The sequence below is a fragment of the Streptococcus australis genome, from assembly GCF_040226615.1.
Lineage (GTDB): Bacteria > Bacillota > Bacilli > Lactobacillales > Streptococcaceae > Streptococcus > Streptococcus australis_E.
In genome coordinates, this window is sequence record NZ_JBCOAT010000010.1 from 25,937 (window position 1) to 43,380 (window position 17,444).

The following is a 17,444-nucleotide window of genomic DNA, read 5'->3' on the forward strand; positions in this document are numbered from 1 at the left end:
AAGAGCGATCAAAAGGTCGCTTTTTTCATTTTTAGATATATACCCTCTAGAAAAGGGGCTAGACTGCCATTTTAAGCGGATTTATGATATAATGAAGCGATAAAAACAGTGAAATAGGTAGAAAAACATGTTTCGTTTTAAAAAGAAAGAAAAGTTAAGTGTTCCCCTAGAAGTGCCCAAGCACATTGGAATCATTATGGATGGGAACGGTCGTTGGGCCAAAAAACGGATGCAACCTCGTGTCTTTGGCCACAAGGCAGGCATGGAGGCTCTGCAAGAAGTAACCATCGCAGCCAAGGAGATGGGAGTGAAAGCTCTAACGGTCTATGCTTTCTCAACTGAAAACTGGACGCGTCCTCAACAGGAAGTGAGTTTTATCATGAATCTTCCAGTTGAATTTTACGATCGCTTTGTTCCAGAACTTCATAGAAATAATGTGAAGATCCAGATGATTGGTGAGGTTTCTCGTCTTCCTAAGGAAACCTTAGAGGCTCTGGAAAAGGCAGAGGCGTTAACCCACTCCAATACAGGCTTGATTTTGAATTTTGCCTTGAACTATGGAGGACGGGCGGAACTGACCCAAGCAGTCAAACAAATCGCCCAGGAAGTTCTCGATGCGCACTTGAATCCAGGCGATATTTCAGAAGAGACCATTGCCAATTATTTGTATACCAATAGTCTACCCAAGGACTTGCGAGATCCTGACCTGATTATTCGGACTAGTGGGGAGCTTCGCTTGAGTAACTTTTTGCCTTGGCAAGCGGCCTATAGTGAGCTTTACTTTACCGATGTGATGTGGCCAGATTTTGGAGAAAAGGCCTTGCATGATGCAATAGAAGAATACAGCCATCGTCATCGACGCTTTGGTGGTGTATAGGAGAGAAATAGATGAGAAAAGATTTACAGAAGCGAGTGATTTTTGGAGGAATCGCCTTAGCTTTCTTTATTCCAGTCGTCCTTGTTGGAGGAGTTGTTTTTCAGATTGTAGTGGGACTCATCGCTATGTTGGGTGTTCATGAATTGTTGAAGATGAAAGGCTTGCAGACCGAAACCATCGAAGGAGCCTTGGCTATGCTAGCAGCTCTTGTGTTAGCCCTGCCTTTAGAGAGTTACCTTCCTTTCTTGCCAGCAGGTGGCAATTTCATCGCCTACGGGCTCTTGGTCTTGCTATTGATGGGGACAACTGTCTTAGCACAAGGCTATACCTATGATGAGGTTGTCTATCCAATCGCCTCTAGCTTTTATGTCGGCTTTGGATTCCACGCCTTGATTCAGGCGCGCTTAGCAGGTGTGGATAAAATTCTTTTGGCCCTCTTTATTGTTTGGGCTACGGATTCAGGGGCCTACTTTATTGGGAGCCAGTTCGGTAAGAAAAAACTCTTGCCAAGAGTGTCACCTAATAAGACTGTTGAAGGAAGTCTAGGCGGGATTGCTTGTGCAGTCGTTGTGACGATGATCTTTATGATCCTAGATCGTACTGTTGCGGGATCTTACGGTTGGGTAACCATGATTCTCTTTACCATTCTTTTCAGTATAGCAGCTCAGTTTGGTGACCTCGTCGAAAGTGCCATCAAGCGCCATTTTGGAGTGAAAGACTCTGGCCGTTTTATCCCTGGTCACGGTGGTGTCTTGGATCGATTTGATAGCTTGATTTTTGTTTTCCCACTGATGCTATTCTTTGGTCTATTTTAAACAATAATCGTATAATCATCAGATAAAACGAAGGAGCGTATATGCAATTTATTGCCTTTATTATCATTTTTGGCGTCATTGTTCTGGTGCATGAGTTTGGCCATTTCTATTTTGCAAAGAAATCAGGCATCTTGGTCCGTGAGTTTGCGATTGGGATGGGGCCAAAGATTTTTGCGCATGTGGGCAAGGACGGAACAGCCTATACCATTCGAATCCTTCCGCTGGGCGGCTATGTTCGTATGGCAGGATGGGGCGAAGATACGACAGAGATTAAGACAGGAACGCCTGTCAGTCTGACTTTGAACCCTGAGGGAACTGTTGTTCGGATCAACCTTTCTGGAAAAAATATCGACCAGACAGCTCTCCCCATGAATGTCACAGATTTTGATTTTGAGAATAAACTTCAGATTACAGGAATCGTCATCGAAGAGACCAAAACCTATCCTGTCCACCATGATGCAACCATCGTTGAGGAAGATGGGACAGAAGTACGGATTGCCCCTCTGGATGTGCAGTATCAAAACGCTAGTATCTGGGGACGACTGATTACCAACTTTGCTGGTCCGATGAACAACTTTATCCTGAGTATTGTTGTGTACTCGCTCCTGGCCTTTATGCAGGGAGGAGCAGTGGACTACTACAGCAACCATGTTCGAGTTGTTCCTCAAGGAGTAGTGGCTAAGGCTGGTCTAAAAGACAATGACCAGATTGTTCAGATCAATGAATACAAGGTTTCCAACTGGGATGAATTGACAGATTCAGTCCAGAAGGCAACCCGTAACCAAGGAAAAAATCCAGAAGTAACGATCACCTATGAACGAGACGGGAAGACTCAAAAAGTGACGGTCCAACCAGAAGAAGATGGTGGACGCTATTATATCGGTGTGATTAATGCCGTTAAGACCGGCTTTTTCGATAAGCTTCTCTCAGGTGTGACAGATACTTGGTACACAGCAAGTCGTATCTTAACGGCCTTGAAGGATATTATCTTCCACTTTAGTTTGAACAAGTTGGGTGGTCCGGTAGCGATCTACAAAGCGAGTTCGCAAGCAGCGGAGCTAGGACTTCCAGCTATCCTGTCCCTGATGGCCATGTTGTCCATCAATATCGGAATCTTTAACTTGATCCCCATTCCGGCCTTGGATGGTGGAAAAATCTTGATCAATCTGATCGAGCTGGTTCGTCGGAAACCACTTAAGCAGGAGGTAGAGACCTACTTGACCCTTGCTGGAGTAGCGGTCATGGTTATCTTGATGATTGCCGTGACTTGGAACGATATAATGAAATTATTTTTGAAATAGAAAAGGAATGAATCTGAATGAAACAAAGTAAAATGCTTATTCCAACACTTCGCGAAATGCCAAGTGATGCGCAGGTCATTAGCCACGCTTTGATGCTCCGTGCTGGTTATGTTCGTCAAGTATCAGCAGGTGTTTATTCATATCTGCCACTTGCAAATCGTGTGATTGAAAAAGCTAAGAAGATCATGCGCCAGGAATTTGATAAGATTGGTGCCGTTGAGATGTTGGCTCCAGCCCTTCTCAGTGCGGATCTTTGGCGCGAATCTGGCCGTTATGAAACTTACGGGGAAGACTTGTACAAATTGAAAAATCGTGAGAAGTCAGACTTTATCTTGGGTCCAACTCACGAAGAAACGTTCACAGCAATTGTCCGTGATTCTGTCAAGTCTTACAAGCAATTGCCACTGAACTTGTACCAAATCCAGCCTAAGTATCGTGATGAAAAACGTCCACGTAATGGCCTTCTTCGTACCCGTGAATTCATCATGAAAGATGGCTATAGCTTCCACGCTAACTACGATAGCTTGGATGTAACTTATGATGAGTACAAGGCAGCCTACGAACGCATTTTCACTCGCAGTGGCTTGGACTTCAAAGCCATCATTGGTGACGGTGGAGCTATGGGTGGTAAGGATAGCCAAGAATTTATGGCCATTACTCCTTCTCGTACAGACCTTGACCGTTGGGTGGTGTTAGACAAGTCTGTTGCATCATTTGACGAGATTCCTGCAGAAGTGCAAGAAGAAATCAAGGCAGAATTGCTCAAATGGATGGTTTCTGGTGAAGATACGATTGCTTACTCAAGTGAGTCAAGCTATGCAGCCAACTTGGAAATGGCAACCAACGCCTACAAACCAAGCAACCGTGTTGTGACTGAAGAAGAAGTGGCTCGTGTGGAAACACCAGGTGTTAAATCAATTGATGAAGTCGCAGCCTTCTTGAACATCTCTGAAGAGCAAACCATCAAGACCTTGGTTTATATCGCAGACGAGGAGCCAGTTGTAGCCCTACTCGTCGGCAATGACCAACTCAATGAAGTCAAATTGAAAAATCACCTTGGAGCAGACTTCTTGGAACCTGCAACCGAAGCCGAAGTGAAAGAATTGTTGGGAGCGGACTTTGGTTCTCTTGGCCCAGTCAATCTTCCGGAAAATGTTAAGATTATTGCTGACCGCAAGGTGCAAGATAGCCGCAATGCGGTTGTTGGTGCCAACGAAGATGGCTACCACTTGATGGGTGTCAACCCAGGTCGTGACTTCACTGCTGAGTATGTGGATATCCGTGAAGTTCGTGAAGGTGAAATTTCTCCTGATGGACAAGGCGTTCTCAACTTTGCGCGTGGGATCGAAATCGGTCACATCTTCAAACTTGGAACTCGTTACTCAGCAAGTATGGGGGCAGATGTCTTGGACGAAAATGGCCGTGCTGTACCAATCATCATGGGCTGTTACGGTATTGGTGTCAGCCGTCTCCTTTCAGCAGTCATGGAACAACACGCTCGCCTCTTTGTTAACAAAACGCCTAAAGGGGAATACCGTTACGCTTGGGGGATCAATTTCCCTAAAGAATTGGCGCCATTTGATGTGCACTTGATTCCAGTCAATGTCAAGGACGAAGCAAGTCTTGAATTGACTAGCAAGATCGAAGACCAATTGGTCAAGGCTGGCTACGAAGTCTTGGTGGACGATCGTAACGAACGTGCCGGTGTTAAATTTAGCGATAGTGACTTGATTGGCTTGCCAATCCGCATCACTGTTGGGAAGAAAGCAGCTGACGGTGTCGTAGAAGTGAAAATCAAAGCTTCAGGCGACACGATTGAAGTGCATGCAGACAACCTGCTTGAAACCCTTTCAATTTTAAATAAATAAGCTAAACTGCCAGTTTTACCTGGCAGTTTTCTTTTGCTGAAGAAACAGCTGTAATCCTGACTTTTCGAAGCGCTAAGAGAATTATTGCTATTCGGAATAATTTACCTTCGAACTGAATAGGTTAAAAACAATTTTTTGCAAAAAAAACTAACCATAGCGAATAGCTTGGTTAGTTCAGTGTTCAAGAGTGGTAATCTAGAGAAGTAGCGATCTAGTTCTCTTCGCTAGGGAAAGACTCTCCAAAAGACAACTCAGAGTAAGGTATTTCAAAACTGTCTTTGTTATAAGTTACCTTGACTGAAGTCGTTCCAAAGTCGACGAGGATGGGATGTCCTGAAGTGATGATGGTATAGTGATCAGCGGTTTGTTTGATATCATAGACTGTCGTTGGTCCGTAAAGGTAATCAGAAGAATAGATATCCCCTTTTTTAATTGTTTTCGTTATGGCAACAGTTTCTTTAGTAGGAGAATAGGATAAATTATAGACTTCTTTTCTGTTGATGTCTTGTGCAATAAAGGTTTGATGGTCATCACTTTTTGCTTGATAGTGAATAAAATTTTCATCGAATCGTTTCAGGGCATTTTGCCTAGTGAGATACAAACTTCCTCCCCATAGACATAGGCCTAAAACGGCAAGAGAAGCGATAGCAATCAGAACTGTTTTTTTAGTGAGGCGCATAAAAACTCCTTTAAATTTATAGCAAATAGAACTAGAGTAAGGAACTCGGATTAAAAATAGACGAAAATTGCGAATAGGTAAACGTTCAAAAATGAATTAGAAAGCTTTATTCTTCTTCTGTCAAACCTTGTTCTTCGATAGCTTTAAAAAAGTCTTCAGGTTTATCTTTTAGTTTTTCAAAGAGGGTCCCCTTTTTGTTTGTCACGCCCAAAGCCGCGGCCACTTCATCTACATCCATCTTGGCCAAATCAAAAGTGACAAATTGTCGAACCGTTTTTTTATCTGCAGAAATTAGAACTTTTAACTCAATCCCTTTGGCTTTGTTCATTGCTTCAAAGTAGGGACTGCTTTCCATGTCTTCTTGATAATAGTCAGCTAACTCTTCGCGGCTTTTATCTTGTTCCTCTTCAGGGATCTCTTTTTCATGAATGAAAGAAAAAGCAGTCACCTTATCTTTTAGATAGTAGACTTTGATTTTAGTGACGACATCAGCACTTACTGCCCTTGAAAAAGTTTTCGTCTTCACCTTTTCTTCTTTGGCTTTCTGTTGACTCTGAGTTTGCTTGAGTTTGTTTTCTAGCTGATTCTGACTAGGCGTGCTACAGGCAGTCAGGGTCAGCAGACAGGCACCGGTTAGTAAAATTTTCTTCACAGTGAGGGCTCCTTTTAATAAATATTCTGTTCTATTATATCATAACTGAGCCCCGTGAAAAATGACTCGCTAATTGTGTAGGAGCTCGCATCTGGCTCCATTCTTTTTCTGTCGAAAAACAGGCCGATTTATGGTAAAATAGGGTCACTACTGTACGAGGAAATATCATGTCAAACAAGTTTGAAATCTTAATGAATCAGTTGGGAATGCCTTTGGAAATGCGTGAATCAGACGCTTTTGAAGGGGCTGAAATCCAAGAGGTCATCGTCCATAAGCTCAGTCGTGTTTGGGAATTTCGTTTTGTTTTTGCCGAAATTCTTCCCATCACGATTTTTCAGGAGCTCAAAAACCGCTTGGCTGAGGAGTTTTCAAAGACAGGAAATCGAGCGGTGTTTGAGATTCAGGTAAAGAATCCAACTTTTAGTGAGGAGCTCTTGCAAGCCTATTATCAGGAGGCTTTTGAAGATGGTCCCTGTGCGAGTCAGGGCTTTAAGAGCATGTATCAGCACCTACAAGTCCGCTCTCAAGGAGAAGAGTTGATCATTAGTGGCCCTTCATCTGTGGATACGGAGCACCACCGGAAAAACCATCTGCCTAATCTTTCGAGTCAATTGACCAAGTTTGGTTTTCCTCATTTCCAGTGTCGGGTCGAGTCGGATGACCAGTTGACAGAAGAACTCCAGCAAGCCTTCGAGGCTGAGAAGGATCAAATCTTCCAAGCAGCTAACGAAGAAACTCTGCGGGCCATGGAGTCCTTGTCTCAAATGGCCCCACCACCCGCAGAGGAAAAACCAGCCTTTGATTTCAAGGCCAAAAAGGCTGCGGCTAAGCCCAAGCTGGATAAGGCAGAGGTCACTCCTATGATCGATATCACGACAGAAGAGAACCGCATTGTCTTTGAAGGAGTGGTCTTTGATGTTGAGCAAAAGGTGACTCGGACAGGTCGGGTCTTGATCAATTTCAAGATGACCGACTATACTTCCAGTTTTTCGCTTCAAAAATGGGCTAAAAACGAAGAAGAAGCTCAGAAGTTTGACATGATCAAGAAAAACTCTTGGTTACGGGTCCGTGGGAATATCGAGGTCAATAACTTTACACGAGATTTGACCATGAATGTCCAGGATGTTCAAGAAGTGGTCCACTATGAGCGCAAGGATCTGATGCCAGAAGGTGAGCGTCGGGTCGAGTTCCATGCCCATACCAATATGTCGACCATGGATGCCCTACCTGAGGTAGAGGAGTTAGTCGCAAAAGCAGCCAAATGGGGCCACAAGGCTCTTGCCATTACCGATCACGGCAATGTGCAGTCCTTCCCTCATGGTTATAAGGCGGCTAAAAAGGCTGGTATCCAACTTATCTATGGGATGGAAGCCAATATTGTCGAAGACCGCGTGCCGATTACTTACAATGAAGTTGATTTAGACCTTCATGAAGCAACCTATGTGGTTTTTGACGTGGAAACGACAGGACTCTCAGCGATTTACAATGACCTGATTCAGGTTGCCGCTTCTAAAATGCACAAGGGCAATATTATTGCCGAATTCGATGAGTTCATCAATCCAGGGCATCCCATTTCCGCCTTTACAACGGACCTGACAGGTATTACCGATGATCATGTTCGCAATGCCAAACCTTTGAAACAGGTCTTGGAGGAGTTCCAGGAATTCTGTCAGGATGCGGTTTTGGTTGCCCATAATGCCACTTTTGACGTGGGCTTCATGAATGCCAACTATGAGCGTCATGGCCTTCCCAAAATCACTCAGCCAGTAATTGATACACTAGAGTTTGCTCGGAACCTCTATCCAGAGTACAAGCGTCATGGTTTGGGGCCTTTGACCAAGCGGTTTGGGGTTGCCTTGGAACACCACCACATGGCCAACTATGATGCGGAAGCGACGGGCCGCTTGCTCTTCATCTTTATCAAGGATGTAGCCGAAAAACATGGCGTGACTAATTTAGCTAAGCTGAATTTGGATCTAATTAGTCCGGATTCCTACAAAAAGGCACGGGTCAAACACGCAACCATCTATGTCAAGAACCAAAACGGCTTGAAAAATATGTTCAAATTGGTCTCTCTTTCCAATACTCAATATTTTGAGGGCGTTCCTCGGATTCCCCGGACAGTTTTAGATGCCCATCGGGAAGGGTTGATCCTGGGATCGGCTTGTTCTGAAGGAGAGGTCTTTGATGCGGTCGTCTCTCAAGGAGTTGACGCCGCAGTAGAAGTAGCCAAGTATTATGACTTTATTGAGGTGATGCCTCCAGCCATTTATGCGCCCCTCATTGCCAAAGAGCAGGTTAAGGATATGGATGAGCTCCAGACCATCATCAAGAGTTTGATTGAGGTGGGAGATCGCCTTGGCAAGCCAGTCCTAGCGACAGGAAATGTCCACTACCTTGAGCCCGAGGATGAGATCTATCGAGAAATCATTGTCCGCAGTCTCGGGCAAGGGGCTATCATCAACCGGACTATCGGCCATGGAGAAAACGCTCAACCAGCACCCCTGCCAAAAGCCCATTTCCGCACAACCAATGAAATGCTGGATGAATTTGCCTTTCTAGGAGAAGATTTAGCACGAAAATTGGTCATTGAAAATACCAATGCTCTGGCAGAAATCTTTGAACCCGTTGAAGTGGTTAAAGGAGACTTGTATACCCCATTTATTGACAAGGCCGAAGAAACAGTTGCCGAATTGACTTATCAGAAGGCATTTGAAATCTATGGCAATCCGCTACCTGATATTGTTGATTTACGGATTGAAAAAGAATTGACCTCTATCCTGGGGAATGGCTTCGCCGTGATCTATCTGGCTTCCCAACTCTTGGTGCATCGCTCCAATGAACGGGGTTACTTGGTGGGTTCACGGGGATCCGTCGGATCCAGTTTCGTAGCGACCATGATTGGGATTACCGAGGTCAATCCGCTCTCGCCTCACTATGTCTGTGGTCAGTGTCAGTACAGTGAGTTTATCACGGATGGTTCTTATGGTTCAGGCTTTGATATGCCCAATAAGGACTGTCCAAACTGTGGACACCAGCTTAGCAAAAACGGCCAAGATATTCCGTTCGAGACCTTCCTTGGTTTTGATGGGGACAAGGTACCCGATATCGATTTGAACTTCTCAGGGGAAGACCAGCCGAGTGCCCACTTGGATGTCCGTGATATTTTTGGGGAAGAATACGCCTTCCGGGCAGGAACAGTAGGTACGGTTGCGGCCAAGACAGCCTATGGGTTTGTCAAGGGCTATGAGCGTGATTTTGGCAAGTACTACCGGGATGCAGAGGTAGAACGTCTGGCCCAAGGTGCCGCTGGGGTCAAACGGACGACCGGTCAGCACCCAGGGGGAATCGTTGTTATTCCTAACTACATGGATGTCTATGACTTCACCCCTGTTCAGTATCCAGCAGATGATGTGACAGCCGAATGGCAAACCACTCACTTTAACTTCCACGATATCGATGAGAACGTCCTCAAGCTCGATGTCCTGGGACACGATGATCCGACCATGATTCGCAAACTTCAGGACTTATCAGGCATTGATCCAAACGATATTCCTATGGATGATCCTGGTGTCATGGCTCTCTTCTCAGGAACTGATATCTTAGGAGTCACACCAGAGCAAATTGGTACCTCAACCGGTATGCTGGGTATCCCAGAGTTTGGGACCAACTTTGTTCGGGGAATGGTGGATGAAACCCATCCGACGACCTTTGCCGAGTTGCTCCAGCTTTCTGGTTTGTCTCACGGTACCGATGTATGGTTGGGAAATGCCCAAGACTTGATCAAGGCGGGAATTGCCGACCTATCGACCGTTATCGGATGTCGGGATGACATCATGGTTTACCTCATGCACGCTGGCCTAGATCCAAAAATGGCCTTTACCATCATGGAGCGGGTGCGGAAAGGCATGTGGCTCAAGATTCCTGAAGAGGAGCGCAATGGCTATATCGAGGCTATGAAGGCTAACAACGTCCCTGAATGGTACATCGAGTCTTGTGGAAAAATCAAGTATATGTTCCCCAAAGCCCATGCGGCAGCCTACGTTATGATGGCCTTACGGGTAGCTTACTTCAAAGTGCACCATCCTCTCTACTATTACTGTGCTTACTTCTCTATTCGGGCTAAGGCTTTTGATATCAAGACCATGGGTGCAGGCCTAGAAGCCGTGAAAGCGCGGATGAAGGAGATTGCTGAAAAACGTAAGAACAACGAAGCTTCCAATGTGGAAATCGACCTCTACACCACTCTTGAAATTGTCAATGAGATGTGGGAGCGTGGCTTCAAGTTTGGGAAGCTAGACCTCTACCGCAGTGATGCGACGGAATTCATCATCGATGGAGACACCCTTATCCCACCATTTGTCGCCATGGATGGATTGGGAGAGAACGTAGCCAAGCAGATTGTACGAGCTCGCAAAGAAGGAGAATTCCTTTCTAAAACAGAGTTGCGCAAACGTGGAGGCGTCTCCTCAACCTTGGTAGAAAAGATGGACGAGATGGGAATCCTTGGTAATATGCCAGAAGACAACCAGCTCAGTCTCTTTGATGATTTGTTTTGATAGATAAATGATTTTTATTCAAAAGTTATCAATCTTAGATGAACAAAAGTCATAATTACATGATGAAGTAACTAATTTATTGAATTGTTCATTTTCTAAGTTTGGAAGAATGTTACATTATCTTTTCAGGAGTAGGACAGAACGAAATTTACTAAAAATCGTACTGCCTTACTCCTATTTTTCTATACTTGTATGCTCAAATAGAGAGAGTTTATTGCAGTTGATTTTAAATTGAGAAAAATAATATTATGTTCTTTCTATATAATATTGATTTCATAGTTTGTACATGCTATACTATCTCTGATAATAAATGATTAATATATGATTAAAAAAGTTGGAAGGAGGCGTAGATATGACTGAATGGATTGTTATTGATCAGTTTGGTAATATGATTGCACAAGGATTTTGGACAAAGGAAGCAGCAGAGCAGTATTCAAAAAATATTCCTAATACAAGTGTTATTCCAAAGAATTAGCTACTCTTAACTATAGATTCATATGAATTTGTAGTTTTTTTAAAATACAATAAAGGCGGATGAAATGGGTATTCAATTTACTTCTAAAAAGGTTGGAGAACTATTGAAAGAAGGTAATTTGCGGATTCCTTCTTATCAAAGACCTTATAAGTGGAACAGAAAGCATATCCGTAATCTTTTTTATGATTTACGAGATGCTATGGAAAAAAAGGAATATCAAGTTGGCTCTGTTATCTTGCATGATAATAATGGATACTTAGATATTGTAGATGGGCAACAACGGCTAATTTCTATTTCTTTATTTCTTCATTTATTAGAGAAATTAGAGAATTATGAAGGTGCTAATCAACTTTTAGGTGCTGAATTTGGAGAGATATCCTGCTATCATGCAAGCGAAAATTATAACGAGTGGGAAAATTTAACTCAATTGGTTGGTACAAGCCAGGCAAAAGATATTTGCGAATTTTTATTGGAAAATTGTTCTATTTCTTGTATCATCATGCCAGAGGAACGTTTGGCAGAAGCCTTTCAATTATTTGATTCTCAGAATAATCGTGGAAAATCTTTAGAACCTCATGATTTACTCAAAGCCTATCATCTGCGTCAACAAGACTCAGAAGATGAAAAAATTGTTGAGAAATGGGAGCAGTTTGTGGAAGATGACGATTTAAGTCTGAAAGATTTATTTGATAAGCATCTTTTCCGTATGAGACGTTGGTCTAGGGGAGAAACAGGACTAACTAACAAGCGTTATGGTTCTTATCTGCGTTTTACAGAAGATTTTATTGACGATTTTAAAGGTGTTGATTTAAATCAGAATTTTCCATACCTAGAATTATATCGTCATATTGAAAACTTCCCTATGTCAATTACTATGCCAATCATAGATGGAAGCAAATTTTTTGAATATATTGAATCTGTTCATCAAATGATTAAAGATCATATAGATGTTTTAAATAAACAGTTAGGAATTTTTAATGATCCTAAGAGTGAAGAAAATGGTTCAGATTACCCTGAAGGTATGTTAAAAATTTACAATAGTTCAAAGGGGCGCTATCGCAAGTGCCACAATCTGTTTCTAAACATTTGTTCTCTCTTTGCGGAGAGATTTGGAAAAGATAAGCTATCAAAGGAAATAGTAGAAACCTTGTTTATTTGGGCTTACTACCCCCGTGTGAAGTCTCGAGCCATATATGACGCTACTGTAGGAAACTACGCTGCAGGCGGGAAGTTCAGACAAAGAGAAGTTCAAAAACTATTTCAAGTTTTAGCCCATGCTGTGACTCCGAATGATTTCATGGTTAAGATAGATAGAGAATTATTTGAAAATTATACGATGGAACAAATTATAGAAGAGGAAAAAGATAAATGGTAGAAACACATATAAGCTTATCCGTTAACCGTTTGTTAAATGAAGATACCTATGCTATTCCTCTTTATCAGAGAAATTTTGCTTGGACTTATGATGAAATTGAACAATTATTGAACGATGTGGCAGATGCTTTTCAAGAAAAGAGAGACAATTATTATATTGGAACATTAGTTGTTAATGAAGAGAATGATCTTTTCAAAATAATAGATGGGCAACAACGGACAACAGCACTTAATTTGATTGCCTTAGCTTTGAAGCATGAGTTTGGTTTTGATAGATTGAAAGCTGTCAATCTTACCTTCCCAGCTCGGAAGAAATCAAACGATAATATTCAAAAACTATTTATCAATGAAAAAATTTCTGAGGACGATGAAAATGAATTAACTAGAGGTTACAGACATGCTAAAGATGCCTTGAAAAAAGTGCTAGGAGAGCGCCAACTTGAACCTCAGCCCTTCGTTGATTATCTTTTTAATAAAGTCATCATTTTTCGTAGTATTCTTCCTAAAGATTTAGATTTGAATCTTTATTTCGAACGTTTCAATTCTCGAGGAGAACAACTAGAGGCTCATGAGATTCTTAAGGCGCAAATGATGGCTAAGTTCGGTATAGATCAAGAAATGGCTCAAAAGTTTGCAAGAATCTGGGATGCTTGCGCAGAGTTTGATAAGCCAGTAGCAAGTCAATTTAAGATGAGGCGGAAGAGGGCAGATAATTTTCAGGAGCGTGAACGTATTTTCGGATGGCACTTTTCAAATTACTCCTTTCATAATATTTATGATGACATTGATTTTTATCAAAATGAAAGAAGAAAGTTATCAGATATATTAGGAATAAAGGTCAATGAAAAAATTACAGAATCAGAAAAAGATTTTGGTGACTATACCCAAGTTATTGATTTTCCGACGTTTTTACTCCATGTATTGGCAATTTGGGAAGGTAAGGATACCAGTGAGGTTCAGTTAGATGATAAGAAACTCTTAACTCTATTTGATATAAAAAATAAAAATAAGACTTGGATTATTGAATTCAGTGAATTTCTTCTTAAAATAAAACATATTTTTGATAATTACATCGTTAGAAATTCAAATATGGATTCTTCAAGCAGAAATAAGGATGAATGGTTTTTGCAGAAGGGAACTTATTATGAATATCAACCTAACGGAAAAGCGAAAGAGCATTACATAGTTGAAGAACGCTTTACTAAGAATACATTTTCAGATTCGGAAATTAACCAAAACATTATTCTTCTTCAATCTATGTTTGCTGTGACTTTCACAGCCAATCGTGATAGTCGTTGGTTATATGAAATTTTGCAATTCCTCTTCGAGAATATTGAGGAACTAAATGATCAAGAATTTGCTATTCGATTTAAGGATTTTCTTGAAAAAATGGCTGTGAGATATGCTGAGGGAAGATTGTTCACCGAGGAAGATATTATTAAGAAATATGGTGACATTCCTGTTTATGCATTTAATTTTATTGATTACATCTTATGGAAAAATCGTGAAGAGTTAGGAAGGAAGTATAAAGGTGTTAAATTTGATCATTTCAAATTTGCTTATCGTCGTTCCATAGAGCATTGGTTCCCACAACATCCAAATAGTGATGAAAAAGTTGAGAAAATGGATGATCAATTCTTACACTCTTTTGGGAACCTTTGTATCATTACAGATAGTCAAAATTCAAAATTTGGAAATTTAGTCCCGAGTGCAAAATATAAACAGTGGGAAGGAATTTTTGATCGTCAGAGTCTAAAGTTACAAATAATGGCTAATATAACAGAAAAAACTAAATGGGAATCATATCAAATAAAAGGACTTGAAAAAGAAATTTTACCTATGGTCAAAAGATTCATAGAAAGTAAGTCATAAGAATTGCCTCGATCATTAATTTCAAAAGGCTATTGTATATCCAATAGATTTACAATAACCTTCTTTTTTGTTACAATAATCAATAGAAAGAAGGTGAGAATATGTCAAAGACGAGTATGAGTATTCGTTTGGATAGTGAGGTCAAGGAGCAGGCTCAACAGGTTTTTAACCATTTAGGGATGGATATGACTACAGCCATCAACATTTTCCTCCGTCAGGCTATTCAATATCAGGGTCTACCGTTTGATGTTAAGATAGATGAAAACAGGAAATTGCTTCAAGTGGTCACGGATGTAGAACAAAACCGGAATATGAGTCGGTCTTTTGAATCTGTCTCAGACTTGATGGAGGACTTGCGTGCTTAAGATTCGCTATCATAAACAGTTTAAAAAAGATTTTAAGTTGGCAATGAAGCGTGGATTGAAGGAAGATTTGTTAGAAGAAGTCTTGCATTTTCTGATTCAAGAAAAAGAACTTCCTGTCAGATATCGTGACCATCAACTGACAAACTCCAAGCATTTTCAAGATGTTCGTGAGTGTCATATTCAGCCGGATTGGCTTTTGGTGTATAAAGTGGACAAGGATGAATTGATTTTAAACTTGCTGAGGACAGGAAGTCATAGTGATTTGTTCTGATGGATTCAACGATCCTCGCTCGGTTTGAGGTTGGCTAATGATAGAAAAGAAAAAAAGAGCAACGCCTTGGAAGTCAGGGAAAGTCATTTCCATTCGCTTACGAAATGGTGTCTATGTCTTAGCGCAAATGGTGCGAGAGCCCTATCTGGTGTTTTTTAACCATTTCAAGCAGGAAAATAGCTGGAAGGGAGTGACCTTGAAAGAGGAGAATATTCTCTTTTGTAAAGCAGTCACTCGTCAGTTTCTACGCTCTAGTCCTGTAACGATTGTCAAAGATCTTGACCCTCTCTTAGATTATCGGCTGCCTAAAGAATGGATTTATAGCCATATGGGAGGGCATCCGATTACGGTTTCGGTGAAGGGACGGGAGCGCCAAGTAGCTGGTTTTGGCCAACGGCTTTCCTTGGTTCGGGCGGATAAGGAAAGTGGCCTACCAGAGGATAATCCTCTAATGGGCCTCTTCCAAGCCTATATCCTACCAGACATCCAAGAGCAAGATTGGGAGCGGGTCGGTCAGGCTGAGCTCATGTCACTTGAAGTCTTTCCGACGCTCAATGAACGTCTTTATCTCTGCTTTCTCTACGGGAAAAATGTGAATCCAGAGCTAGATATCTCTTTGGGAAAGCCTCTGTCTGATGATTATGAAACTTATCTCGATATTCTTACCAATAGTCCAGAGGCACGAGGGCTTTATCTAGGTGAGGAGGATGCTAAGCAAGGAATAGAACGATGAGAGTAAAAATATTTGCAGAGGATAAACCTGCTCAAAAAACATTTAATTATCAATTAGAGCTAGATACTGATACCATTTTAAAAGTAACTGGCCTGGTCTGCGCCACTGTCGTGGTAGCAAACCTCTTGTCACTCTTAAAGGATTAATATAGAAAAGGATTGAACATGGTTTTACCAAATTTTAAAGAAAACTTAGAAAAATACGCGAAATTGTTGGTGGCGAACGGCATCAATGTGCAACCTGGCCATACCTTGGCTTTGAACATCGATGTGGAACAAAGAGAATTGGCCCACCTAATCGTGAAGGAAGCTTATGCCTTGGGGGCACACGAAGTCATTGTCCAATGGGCAGATGATTTTACTACCCGGGAAAAATTCCTCCATGCACCGATGGATCGCTTGGACAACGTGCCTGACTACAAGATTGCAGAGATGAACTACCTCTTGGAACACAAGGCGAGTCGTTTGGGTGTCCGTTCTTCTGATCCAGGTGCCTTGAACGGCGTTGATGCAGAGAAACTTTCTGCTTCTGCCAAGGCTTTGGGAATGGCCATGAAACCAATGCGCATCGCTACTCAATCCAACAAGGTTAGCTGGACCGTTGCTGCAGCAGCTGGTTTAGAATGGGCGAAAAAGGTCTTCCCAAATGCGGCGAGCGACGAAGAAGCAGTGGATCTCCTTTGGGATCAAATCTTCAAGACCTGCCGGGTGTACGAAGAAGATCCAGTCAAGGCTTGGGAAGAGCACGCTGCTATTTTGAAGAGCAAGGCAGATACACTTAATAAAGAACAATTCTCAGCCCTTCATTACACGGCACCAGGAACCGATTTGACCCTTGGCTTGCCAAAAAACCACGTCTGGGAATCTGCTGGAGCCATCAATGCCCAAGGCGAAGGTTTCTTGCCAAACATGCCGACAGAAGAGGTCTTCACAGCTCCTGACTTCCGTCGTGCAGAAGGATATGTCACTTCTACAAAACCGCTTAGCTACAATGGGAACATCATTGAAGGCATCAAAGTGACCTTTGAAAATGGAGAAATTGTGGATATCACAGCTGAAAAGGGCGATCAAGTCATGAAAGATTTGGTCTTCAAAAACAAGGGAGCGCGTGCCTTGGGTGAATGTGCCCTCGTACCAGACCCAAGCCCAATTTCCCAATCAGGCATTACCTTCTTTAACACTCTCTTTGATGAAAATGCCTCTAACCACTTGGCCATCGGGGCAGCCTATGCCACCAGCGTAGAAGGTGGTGCAGAATTCACAGAAGAAGAACTCGAAGCAGCCGGGCTCAACCGCTCAGACGTCCACGTTGACTTCATGATTGGCTCAAGCCAAATGGATATCGACGGTATCCGAGAAGACGGCACCCGCGTCCCAGTCTTCCGCAACGGAGATTGGGCAATATAGGGAGCAGGACAGAAATCAGTAACTCGAAGAGTTTGATTTCTACTTCGCTTTTCGGTTTTAAGGCTCAGGCAAAAAAGGTCCACAGGACCTTTTTAGTCCCCCCGCACAGTTTATGAGGAAGGGCCTTGCTACGCAATCCCTATCTGCCAGCTCAAAATAGTGTTTTGAGCAATCAACCACTGCTCCGAGAGACAGAA

Annotated in this window: 15 protein-coding genes; 13 read left to right on the forward strand and 2 right to left on the reverse strand. The window is 42.3% G+C overall.

The genetic code is table 11. The features are described 5' to 3' along the window. Positions 1-127: 127 nt before the first annotated feature. The 4 genes from uppS to ABT997_RS08785 are packed head-to-tail and all read left to right on the forward strand — an operon-like array spanning position 128 to position 4,861. Entirely contained in the window at positions 128-877 is a 750-nt protein-coding gene (uppS, locus tag ABT997_RS08770; protein ID WP_350019171.1) for an undecaprenyl pyrophosphate synthase, read from the forward strand. Positions 878-888: 11 nt separating this feature from the next. Next, positions 889-1,692, forward strand: coding sequence for a phosphatidate cytidylyltransferase (locus tag ABT997_RS08775; RefSeq protein ID WP_006595031.1), 804 nt, complete (start codon positions 889-891; stop codon positions 1,690-1,692). 41 nt (positions 1,693-1,733) lie between these two features. Then, positions 1,734-2,993, forward strand: a complete 1,260-nt coding sequence (gene rseP, locus ABT997_RS08780; RefSeq protein ID WP_195324300.1) for an RIP metalloprotease RseP — start codon at positions 1,734-1,736, stop codon at positions 2,991-2,993. A gap of 17 nt (positions 2,994-3,010) precedes the next feature. Beyond that, positions 3,011-4,861 (forward strand): proline--tRNA ligase, encoded by a 1,851-nt coding sequence (locus ABT997_RS08785; protein WP_006595029.1) that lies wholly within the window; start codon positions 3,011-3,013, stop codon positions 4,859-4,861. A 211-nt stretch (positions 4,862-5,072) separates the two neighbouring features. Here ABT997_RS08785 and ABT997_RS08790 read toward each other — a convergent pair whose 3' ends face one another. Next, positions 5,073-5,540 (reverse strand): hypothetical protein, encoded by a 468-nt coding sequence (locus ABT997_RS08790; RefSeq protein WP_350019172.1) that lies wholly within the window; start codon positions 5,538-5,540, stop codon positions 5,073-5,075. 106 nt (positions 5,541-5,646) lie between these two features. Next, complete coding sequence (locus ABT997_RS08795; protein WP_350019173.1) at positions 5,647-6,192, reverse strand: DUF1307 domain-containing protein; 546 nt, start codon at positions 6,190-6,192, stop codon at positions 5,647-5,649. Between the two features lie 167 nt (positions 6,193-6,359). Between ABT997_RS08795 and ABT997_RS08800 the strand changes: the two genes are divergently transcribed. The 9 genes from ABT997_RS08800 (at position 6,360) to ABT997_RS08840 (ending at position 17,247) form a co-directional block, all read left to right on the forward strand. Continuing rightward, complete coding sequence (locus tag ABT997_RS08800; RefSeq protein ID WP_350019174.1) at positions 6,360-10,751, forward strand: PolC-type DNA polymerase III; 4,392 nt, start codon at positions 6,360-6,362, stop codon at positions 10,749-10,751. A gap of 352 nt (positions 10,752-11,103) precedes the next feature. Then, a complete protein-coding gene (locus ABT997_RS08805) occupies positions 11,104-11,226 on the forward strand; it encodes a hypothetical protein (RefSeq protein ID WP_256263241.1) in 123 nt (40 codons plus the stop codon). Between the two features lie 64 nt (positions 11,227-11,290). After that, positions 11,291-12,601: a DUF262 domain-containing protein gene (locus tag ABT997_RS08810; RefSeq protein ID WP_350019175.1), complete on the forward strand. Its 1,311-nt coding sequence runs from the start codon at positions 11,291-11,293 to the stop codon at positions 12,599-12,601. Further along, positions 12,595-14,472 carry a DUF262 domain-containing protein gene (locus ABT997_RS08815; RefSeq protein WP_350019176.1) on the forward strand — a complete coding sequence of 626 codons (1,878 nt, stop codon included), beginning with the start codon at positions 12,595-12,597 and terminating at the stop codon, positions 14,470-14,472. Before ABT997_RS08810 ends, ABT997_RS08815 begins: the two co-directional genes overlap by 7 nt. Before the next feature lie 101 nt (positions 14,473-14,573). Further along, entirely contained in the window at positions 14,574-14,837 is a 264-nt protein-coding gene (locus tag ABT997_RS08820) for a type II toxin-antitoxin system RelB/DinJ family antitoxin (RefSeq protein ID WP_120701289.1), read from the forward strand. After that, positions 14,830-15,108 carry a type II toxin-antitoxin system RelE/ParE family toxin gene (locus tag ABT997_RS08825; protein WP_156676704.1) on the forward strand — a complete coding sequence of 93 codons (279 nt, stop codon included), beginning with the start codon at positions 14,830-14,832 and terminating at the stop codon, positions 15,106-15,108. Before ABT997_RS08820 ends, ABT997_RS08825 begins: the two co-directional genes overlap by 8 nt. 37 nt (positions 15,109-15,145) lie before the next feature. Continuing rightward, a complete protein-coding gene (locus tag ABT997_RS08830; RefSeq protein WP_350019177.1) occupies positions 15,146-15,841 on the forward strand; it encodes a hypothetical protein in 696 nt (231 codons plus the stop codon). Continuing rightward, positions 15,838-15,987, forward strand: a complete 150-nt coding sequence (locus ABT997_RS08835; RefSeq protein WP_167470860.1) for a hypothetical protein — start codon at positions 15,838-15,840, stop codon at positions 15,985-15,987. Before ABT997_RS08830 ends, ABT997_RS08835 begins: the two co-directional genes overlap by 4 nt. A gap of 18 nt (positions 15,988-16,005) precedes the next feature. Then, positions 16,006-17,247, forward strand: coding sequence for an aminopeptidase (locus ABT997_RS08840; protein ID WP_223356118.1), 1,242 nt, complete (start codon positions 16,006-16,008; stop codon positions 17,245-17,247). The last annotated feature ends 197 nt before the right edge of the window (positions 17,248-17,444 follow it).